Origin of the sequence: Paenibacillus sp. 7523-1, assembly GCF_002276415.1 — a bacterium.
GTDB lineage: Bacteria > Bacillota > Bacilli > Paenibacillales > Paenibacillaceae > Paenibacillus > Paenibacillus illinoisensis_A.
Window position 1 is genome coordinate 1 of record NZ_NPBR01000015.1, and the last position, 9,455, is coordinate 9,455.

General features: G+C 46.7%; 7 protein-coding genes. 1 reads left to right on the plus strand and 6 read right to left on the minus strand.

All coding sequences use genetic code 11. The features are described 5' to 3' along the window. The 5 genes from CHH60_RS17505 to CHH60_RS17525 all read right to left on the minus strand — a co-directional run. Positions 1-1,482, minus strand: a 1,482-nt coding sequence (locus CHH60_RS17505; RefSeq protein ID WP_095360360.1) for a histidine kinase N-terminal 7TM domain-containing diguanylate cyclase, incomplete at its 3' end; no start/stop codon positions are given. A 299-nt stretch (positions 1,483-1,781) separates the two neighbouring features. After that, on the minus strand, positions 1,782-2,546 hold the full coding sequence (locus CHH60_RS17510; RefSeq protein ID WP_095360361.1) for an AAC(3) family N-acetyltransferase: 765 nt from the start codon (positions 2,544-2,546) through the stop codon (positions 1,782-1,784). A gap of 208 nt (positions 2,547-2,754) precedes the next feature. Beyond that, complete coding sequence (gene araA / locus CHH60_RS17515; RefSeq protein WP_095360362.1) at positions 2,755-4,179, minus strand: L-arabinose isomerase; 1,425 nt, start codon at positions 4,177-4,179, stop codon at positions 2,755-2,757. Positions 4,180-4,488: 309 nt separating this feature from the next. Next, positions 4,489-5,184, minus strand: a complete 696-nt coding sequence (locus CHH60_RS17520) for an L-ribulose-5-phosphate 4-epimerase (RefSeq protein ID WP_095360363.1) — start codon at positions 5,182-5,184, stop codon at positions 4,489-4,491. A 1-nt stretch (position 5,185) separates the two neighbouring features. Next, positions 5,186-6,802: a xylulokinase gene (locus CHH60_RS17525; RefSeq protein ID WP_095360364.1), complete on the minus strand. Its 1,617-nt coding sequence runs from the start codon at positions 6,800-6,802 to the stop codon at positions 5,186-5,188. Positions 6,803-7,263: 461 nt separating this feature from the next. Here CHH60_RS17525 and CHH60_RS17530 point away from each other — a divergent pair, with 461 nt between their 5' ends. After that, positions 7,264-8,355 (plus strand): GntR family transcriptional regulator, encoded by a 1,092-nt coding sequence (locus CHH60_RS17530; RefSeq protein WP_095360365.1) that lies wholly within the window; start codon positions 7,264-7,266, stop codon positions 8,353-8,355. Between the two features lie 172 nt (positions 8,356-8,527). Here the strand turns inward: CHH60_RS17530 and CHH60_RS29845 are convergent. Beyond that, positions 8,528-9,455 (minus strand): hypothetical protein (locus tag CHH60_RS29845; protein ID WP_176476103.1); only part of this gene is annotated, 928 nt, incomplete at its 5' end.

Below are 9,455 nucleotides of genomic sequence, written 5' to 3' on the forward strand. Positions count from 1 at the left end.
GGACTCCACGGACAGCCTCACCCGTTCCGCGATTTTTTGAGCTAACTGGCGTTCCGTGTGCGGAAGGTAGATCATGAACTCTTCCCCGCCATAGCGCGTTAGAATATCGGTCTCCCGGATGGACTGTTTCACAGCCTGAGCTGTGCGGTACAGCACTTCATCCCCAATGACATGTCCATAGCGATCATTGATTGCCTTGAAGTAATCAATATCCAGGAGAAGGAGTGAAAACGGTGTCTTATAGTGAACATTCGTAATGACCTCATGCGTCAGCTGCTGGGTCAGATAACGACGATTGTAGCAGTGAGTCAGACTATCCGTAAGCGCAAGCTCCTCCAGTTTGAGATTAGCCTCGGATAACTCCTGCCGAATGCGATCCAGGGCATAATTGCGTTCCTGAAGCATCTCATTCTGCCGATTCATTTCTTTTACATAGTAGCGCTCTTGCGACACATCCTGAAACGTTAGGAGATGACCAAGAGGCATCTGATAATGATCAATGATTGGAGAGGTTTGGAGGATGTAGTGACGCTCCATGTCGCGCTCCTCCACAATAACCTCAATCTGAGACAGCGTATTTTCCCTTTGCCGATACTGATCCAGAAACAGCCCGCTGTCGCCCTCTACACGAACCGATCCCAGAAATGCCTCCATATCAAAACAATCCCCAACATGCAGATCCATGAAGGACCTGGATGCCTTGTTTGCTTCAATAATGGTCTCATTCTCATCCAAAACCAGGATGCCATGGGGAATCGTATTAATCACATCCTCATGGGCGATGGAAACCAGATCGAAGACGTTGTACCGCTTGATGACATAGACAAAAAATAAATCCGACAGAAAAATCCCCAGCGACGTCAGTCCGGGAATGATGAACGGTATCCATGCTCGCAAAACCACATTCAGAAGGGCATCAATTGCTGCAAAAACAGCCAGAACGAATATGCCCCACAGCGTAATTTCCACCTGTTTTTTAATCGTTGGTGATTTATCGGAGGCGCGAAGTGCCCCGAACAAAATAAAGAGGGAAGCTACAAAGTAGCTCACCAATACAATCATGACAACCCAGAACCATGGGCCATAGGCCCGTTCGACATAACCACCCTCCAGCGGGGTTACAAACCAATTAGCCGGGTTGATAACCACACCTATGGCTGCAATAATAGCTGGTACGAACAGCAGTATAACTTTTTTTGTCCCTAATCGATCCGAATAACCGGTAATGAAGATGGTCAACAGCAGCCAACCACTTCCAAGCAGTGAAACGGCGACGAAAGACAGGGTCACATAAAATAATTGCCAGCCCGGGTTATCCGACAACACGATCGCAAACTGACAGAAGGGCCAGAGCATCATCAACCCATGAAATAGAAAGTAAACCTTATGTAAGTTCGTGATTCTAGCGGTAGCAAAAATATAAACATATATACCAAACAACAGGACGAATAAAAAGAGATCATACCATACCAATGGGCTCACAAATCTTCTCCTTCTTGGTTGCGACTACTACGATATCATTGAGCTAGGCTGTTTTCGTAAACCTAAGTGATACTACATTAGAACTATACTTTCTAATGCTATACAAAAAATTATGGTTAAATTAACCATATCTTATCACACACCCCTATGGGAGAGTAGCCTATACACTGGAAATACAGCCAAGCACTGTTTTATTTATGCATCTATTTTGCTGATTTGTGAGTGTTTTGAACGTTTAACTATTGAAAAAAAGAACCCTCTCCCGCCCGTTGCCGAGCGGTCCTCTAGTATGTCTACTCCTACTCCTTCGCCAGCGGCAGGTTATCCGAGAATAGATCCGGATTCGCCCTCAGCATCTCTGTGATAACTGCCTCCACCATGGCCGCATCACATACTCGTACAATAGCACCCCCAAGCCTTCCTATGCGCATCGCGCCTTTGCGCTGTAACACCTTATCCACTTTCCAGAAATGCTCCGACCACGACAACCCGCAATGCCTGCGGGAGGGTACTGAAATCTCTGTTCCATCTGGCAATACAGTGTAGAGCTGCTCATGCTCATCTGTTAAACGCCCCGGAATGTCCACCCATTCCTCTACGCCATGGATGAACGTGTTTCGTTTCAGGTCCACGCCAACAAGGAGAATGGTAGCTTTCCGATCCAGCAGCTTGCCCCAAGCCGAGCCCCTTGCGCAAGGTGTGTCATATAGGTGATCGTCCTTCGTGAATGCCACTGCATCCTGACCGATTGCTGCAACCGAGTGAGTCGGGTGCCAAGAACGTACTACGCCTGACCGTTTTCGAAATAGCTCAGGTAGAATCCCGACGCAGCATGGTGATGATTCCACGTGGAACATTGGATTACTTGCATTAATGCTGGACCAGGTATGGGTTGGCAGCACCAGCAGTCCATCCTTCATATAGTCTGTAAAGACATCCAGTACGGTATCCGCCCCACCTTCGACCTCACCCATACTTTTCATGGAAGAGTGAACAAGCAGCGTACTTCGTCCGTCAATACCAAGCTGGTGGAGCTGCTCAAACAAGCTTTGTTGTGTATGCATAATGAATCGATAACCTCCTTTGGGCTATTATAGCAAAATGAAAGAAACTCTATGGTGCGCAAGGGTACGCACTTCATGAGACTGCATTACAGATTGTGACTGTGACTGCTCAGCCAACCGCATTACAGCATGACAAAGGGCCGAGGGAATCCCTCGGCCGCCAGGCAATCATGGATATGAGTCCAATTACGATAAAAATATCTTATGTTTACTTAATAACTACATACTCCAGGTTAACCAGCTTCGCATACGTTACGATCTGGTCTGTTGTCAGGTTCAAGGAAACCACGGTATGGTGACCGCCGCCATTTTCGATCCAGGCTTTGACCCCATCCTGGAAGTTTGGCTTCACGTTCCACAATACACGTGCCACAGGCAGATTCGGTGCTGGTACAGTTGGCTCAAATGCAGACACTTCATTGATTAGCAGCTTGTAATGTGTGCCGAAGTCAGCCATGGATACAACAACACCTTCGCCTGCTTTGCCATCGAATACCAGACGTGCTGGATCTTCGCGATCGCCAATACCCAGTGGAGACACAATGATTCTCGGTTTGGTGCTGGCGAGTGTAGGATCTACTTCAAGCATGTGAGATTGAAGGATAGCTTCCTGTCCAGCAGCCATTTCATAGGTGTAATCTTCCATGAAGCCCGTATTCTCGTTGTGGCTCATAACTTTCAGCAAACGATCAAGTGCAGCTGTTTTCCAGTCACCTTCACCAGCAAATCCATATCCTTGGGCCATCAGGCGCTGTACAGCCAAACCTGGAAGCTGCTTCATGCCATGCAGATCTTCGAAGTTGGTGGTGAATGCAGTGTATCCGCCCTCGTCGAGGAAGCGTTTGATTGCAATTTCATAACTGGCTTGCACACGTACACTGGCTTCCCAAGCTTCCTTGCTGTTTGTACCATAATCGAATTCATACAGCTCTGCGTATTGGCCGATCAGGTCATCGATTTCCTGCTCTGTCACCGCATTCACAACCTGTACCAGGTCACCGATGCCGAAGTAGTCGACCGTCCAACCGAATTGGATTTGTGCCTCCACTTTATCCCCTTCAGTTACACCCACGTTGCGCATGTTGTCGCCAAAACGGGCCACTTTGATGTTGAAGCTTTCGTTATAGGCAACCGCCACGTCCATCCAATCGGCAACCTGCTGCTGCACTTCCGGGCGCTCCCAGTATCCAACGACGATTTTGTTTTGTTTTCTGAGACGGGCATTGATAAAACCATACTCACGGTCACCGTGTGCTGCCTGGTTCAGGTTCATGAAGTCCATATCGATGGTGGCCCAAGGAATGCTCTCATTATATTGCGTAGCCAGATGAAGAAGTGGTTTTTGCAGCAGTTTTGTACCACGAATCCACATTTTCGCTGGAGAGAAGGTATGCATCCAAGTAATAACACCGGCTACTTCATCGCGGTAGTTGACTTCCTTCATGATGCTTGTAATTTTATCTGCGCTTACCGCCAGATCCTGCAATACGAGTGGGTATGGCAGAACGCCGCTTGCATTCAGGGCATCCGTAATCTTCTGTGCATTGGCTTTGACCTCGCCCAGTGCTTCTTCACCATAGAGATGCTGCGAACCAACGACGAACCAAAATTCTTTTGCTGCTGTTGCTGACATGTAATCATCCTCATTTCATTTTTATAGTTGAACAAATGGGTTACACTTACACTCCGATTGCAGTACCATCTTCCGATCGCTGGTTATCCCCGGATTTCTTTGATCAAGTTTAATAAGGATGATATCCGGTTATAAAGGCGAGGTATATCCTTCCGAAGTAGCTTTCTTGCAGAAAGCTTTTAGCTTCGCTTCTTCAGATTGATACTGCACTCTCCGTTATCGTGTAAAAGTTTGATACAACTTCATTGGTAGTAGTAACAAACAACTTATTCGCTGGAATTATGATCAACCGATCGCTACATAACCACATTACTTCTGTCCGTAATACGCGTCCTTCCCGTGTTTCCGCAGATAGTGTTTATCCAAAATGCCTTGCGGCAGTTCTTTGGCGAAGTTGTTTAGTTGCCGCGCATACAGGTTCATTTTGCATACTTCCTCCAGCACAACACTGTTCACCACAGCAGCCTTGGCATCTTTTCCCCAGGTAAACGGTGCATGACCATGGAGCAGCACGGCCGGAACTGCCATAACATCAATCCCGCGCTCTTCAAACGTTTCAATAATGACACGTCCTGTCTCCGCTTCGTACCCACGATCAACCTCGTTCTGGTTCAGGAAACGTGCACAAGGTACCGCACCATAGAACGTATCTGCATGCGTTGTTCCCATAACAGGTACATCCAGTCCAGCTTGGGCCCAGATGGTCGCCCATGTGGAGTGCGTATGCACAATCCCGCCAATTTCGGAGTAATGCTTATATAAAACAGCATGGGTTGCTGTATCCGAGGATGGTCTCATCTCGCCCTCGACCACGTTGCCATTCAGATCGACAACGACCATGTCGCTTGGCTTCATGGCATCGTAGCTGACGCCGCTCGGTTTGATTACGAACAATCCGCTATCCCGATCAATGGCGCTGACGTTGCCCCAAGTGAACTTCACAAGTCCATGCTTCGGCAGCTCCAGATTCGCCTCATAAACCTCTTGTTTCAGTTGCTCTAACATCTTAATCCCTCCCGTTCTCTACCAGATGATCAACAGCCGCCTGCTCAATGGCCAGACCCTTCCGGTAGCGTTCGATAAATGATTCAAACCCTTTGACATCCGATGGGTCCGGTGCTACTTCCTCTCCAGCGACATCGCTGAATACCTTCTGCTCCAGGAACACATCCAGACTCTCCTGCTCACCCTTATTGATCATATATGAAGCGAGAAGCGCCATGCCCCATGCCCCGCCTTCCCCTGCCGTGGACATAACGGATACAGGCACATTCATCGCGGCTGCAACGATCCGCTGTCCAACGACTGGCGTTTTGAACAATCCACCATGAGCCAAGATGCTGTCGATTGCTACGTGTTCTTTTTCCGTCAAAATATCCATCCCGATCTTCAGTGCACCAAAGGCTGTGAACAGATGGGTACGCATGAAGTTGGCCAGATTAAACCGGCTTTCAGGTGAACGAACGAACAACGGACGGCCCTTGTCGATCCCCGTAATATTTTCGCCGGAATAGTATCCGTAGCTCAGCAGGCCGCCACCATCCGGGTCTGCTTCAAGTGCCTTGTTAAACAAGACGCTGAAGAGCTTGCCGCTATCGACCTCGTATCCCATGGCCTCAGAAAATTCACGGAACAATCCGATCCATGCATTGATGTCGCTGGAACAGTTATTGGCATGTACCATACCCACCGGGCTGCCGTCCGGCGTTGTGACCATATCGATCTCTGGGTACACTTTGGACAGTTCATTTTCCAGGACGATCATGGCAAAGACAGATGTGCCGACAGAGATATTGCCCGTACGTTTTCTTACGCTGTTCGTCGCGACCATGCCTGTTCCGGCATCACCTTCCGGTGGACATAGCGGAATGCCTGCTTGCAAGTCTCCTGCAGGGTCAAGCAGCTTGGCTCCGGCGTCCGTTAACGTACCTGCATCCTCGCCCGCGAGATATACCTTGGGAAGAAGCTCTTCCAATGTCCAAGGATAACCTCGGCCTGCGATCAGTTCGTCGAACTGCTTGATCATGGATGGATGATAATTATGTGTTGACTCATCGATTGGGAAAATACCTGAAGCATCACCAATTCCAATCGCTTTATTGCCGGTTAACAACCAGTGAATGTATCCAGCCAGCGTAGTCAGGGCATCAATGCGAGGCAGATGCTCCTCCTCGTTCAATATGGCCTGATACAAGTGTGCGATGCTCCAGCGTTCCGGGATGTTGAACTGAAGAAGATCTGTTAACTCCTTCGCCGCCACTCCAGTTGTTGCATTACGCCACGTCCGGAACGGTACCAGCAGTTCACCTGTACGATCCAGTGCAACATATCCGTGCATCATTGCGGAGAAGCCGATGGAACCAATGGTTTGCAGCGTGATGCCGTACTTCTGTTCCACATCCTGCTTCATCTCGCGGTACGCTGTTTGCATGCCCGTGATGATATCCTCCTGGTTGTACGTCCAATATCCGTCTTTCAGGAGATTCTCCCATTCGTAACTTCCGGATGCGATGGTGTCGAAACGTTCGTTAATCAATACGGCCTTGATTCGCGTTGAACCGAACTCGATGCCAAGTGAAGTAGCTCCCTTCGCAATTGCCTCTTTCGTCTGCTCATGACTCATAACCATGGTTGTCCCCTCTCTGATCGCCGTTTTCATCGCTAGGATGGTATTTACGTTAAAGGACCAAAGTTGCAACGGCTTAGGATGAATTTATGAATTTGTATAAAATGTGTACTACTGTTGTGATCAATTCTGGTGAATAAACAGCAGTAATCCTGATTTAAGAATGCGCTTTCCTTTTCTGACAGCCTTAGTATAATTTTTGTACGTACATCTGTCAACAATATATAATATTTATACTTACAAAGAACCTGTTATTACTATTTAACCTGTCTTTTTATGCTTGCTTAAGGGTATGCTGTAGTGTACAGTTTCATGTAATCGAACCTGAATTGTACGGTTTATTTCGGGAAATATGCCGTTTTATTTTCATTAGACTAGAATCATGCTAAAATATGTACGTACAACTATTTGAACCATAACGTTTCTATAGATGAGTAATCATGAAAGAAGTGGATTGCGTGAAGCCAAAATACCAAATCATTATTGATGATATAAAGAGCCATATCCTTTCGGGGACATATAACGTGGGCGAACAGATCCCAACCGAGTCTGCTCTGCAGGAGAGCTACAATGTGAGCCGCCAGACGGTACGGAAGGCCATTTTGGAGCTGTCGAACGAAGGTTTTTTGAGAAGCGAGAAGGGCTCTGGAACCTATGTCAGCAACCAATACCGATCCAGATCCGGCGGTTCAACGATGAAGAAAACGATTGGTGTCATCACGACGTACATCTCTGATTACATCTTCCCTTCCATCATTCGCGGTATTGAAAGCCGATTGAACGAGGATAATTATTCATTGCTGTTAGCCAGCACCAATAATGATGTCGCCCAAGAGAAAAAGGCGCTGGAGATGATGCTCTCCTATGGGGTCGATGGCCTGATTGTGGAGCCGACCAAGAGCAATCTGTACAATCCCAACATTGCGTACTACCTGTCATTTAAGGAGCAGGATGTACCGTTTACGATGATCAATGCCTTTTACGAAGAGCTGGAGGTTCCCTTCTTCTGTCTGGATGACGTACAGTCCAGCTATCTGGCCACCCGGGAATTGATCGCCAATGGGCATACCCAAATTGGGCTTATTGCGAAAATGGATGATTTGCAAGGAAAGTACCGGATGAAGGGGTATATCAAAGCATTGGGCGAAGCCAAGTTACGGTTCCATCCCGAGCAGGTGCTTTCGTTCGATACAGCCTCGAAACCGGATTTGTCCGCTAATCTGGAAACGTTTCTGAACGATAACAGAGAAGCTCTGACCGCCATCGTATGTTACAACGATGAGGTGGGGCTGGAAGTGGTGCATGCCTGCCGAAGACTGGACATATCCATTCCAGATGAGTTATCCATTATTGGACAGGACAATTCGTATATTGCCAAGAACGCCAACATTAAACTCACCACGCTAACCCATCCCCAGGAGCAAATGGGCCGCGACGCTGCGGACTGGGTCATTAAGAAGCTGCAAGGCAAAAAGGATCTGCCCACCAACACCTATTACCAGCCTGTCCTGGTGGAGGGTGAGACGGTGAAGGAGATCGAGGTGGAGTAAGGGACGATTTGGTGTAAACCCTATCGTTCACTCATAGATATTCTTCCCTCAACCACTGGATATAGGTGGCACTCAAGGATTTTCCAAATGCACAAAAAGGCCGTCGAATTCATCGACAGCCTTTTTTGCTTATAAGTTCTCGCTTTATTACTACTATATCTTGTTTAAATTCTTAATTATCAAAGAACTGCTCTTTATCGTTTCCGGTAATAGTTATATCGGTATTAGAACTGTTGGATACAAGCTTAAATTGACTCTCATTTACTTGCTCAGCTGTGACAGAAACTGATTTAGACTGCAATTGATTATTTAGATAGGTTACCAGATTACTCATGTCGGTAAATTTTTGACTTAAAACAATCGTCACCTGATTCACACCATCACTAACAATAAATGTACGGTTCTGAGTTCCATCTGTTCCAGTCCAATGATTATTTTGAAAGAAAAATGACCAGTCGTTTCCACCTAGTGTAATAGCAGCATCGGATCCAGTCTTAAATGTAGATATAAAGAATGTGTCTTCAAATCCGGATCCATAAACTGTCCGATCCCCTAATTTAATTCCATGTGCATTGCAGTAGTCCTGAATGAAACTATCGATTGCCGATCCAACTACCTGTCCGGTAGAGAAACCGTACAAAGGAATATCCCAGGTGAGGTCAACAGGTATTGTAATATTCCCATCACTAATTGTGAAATGTTTAGGGTTAGTTTTGAAATCTGTTGAGGTAATTTTGTTACTTTCTTCCCTAGCTTGAGTCGCGTAGACATTGGTAAAATCGAAATTTGTAATTTCTTTACTGAGGATAGACTTAGGTTCAGCTACCTCAGCTTGAACAGTAATTACAAACTCCTTATTAGTCGACTTAGATCCTGAGATAATGGTGGCTACGAGCACAATGTTCGTATCAGCTGTTAAACCGGCACGGATAATGTCACCATTTAAAACATCAATAATAGATGACTGCGTTGGATTTTTTAATGACCAAGTAACATTTGCTCCATCCTGATCGTTTGGCAATAAGACTGAAACATCAACACCGTTATACGTCACTCGCAAATTCTCTACAGCTAGTGCAATTACTTGCCAATCAACAATT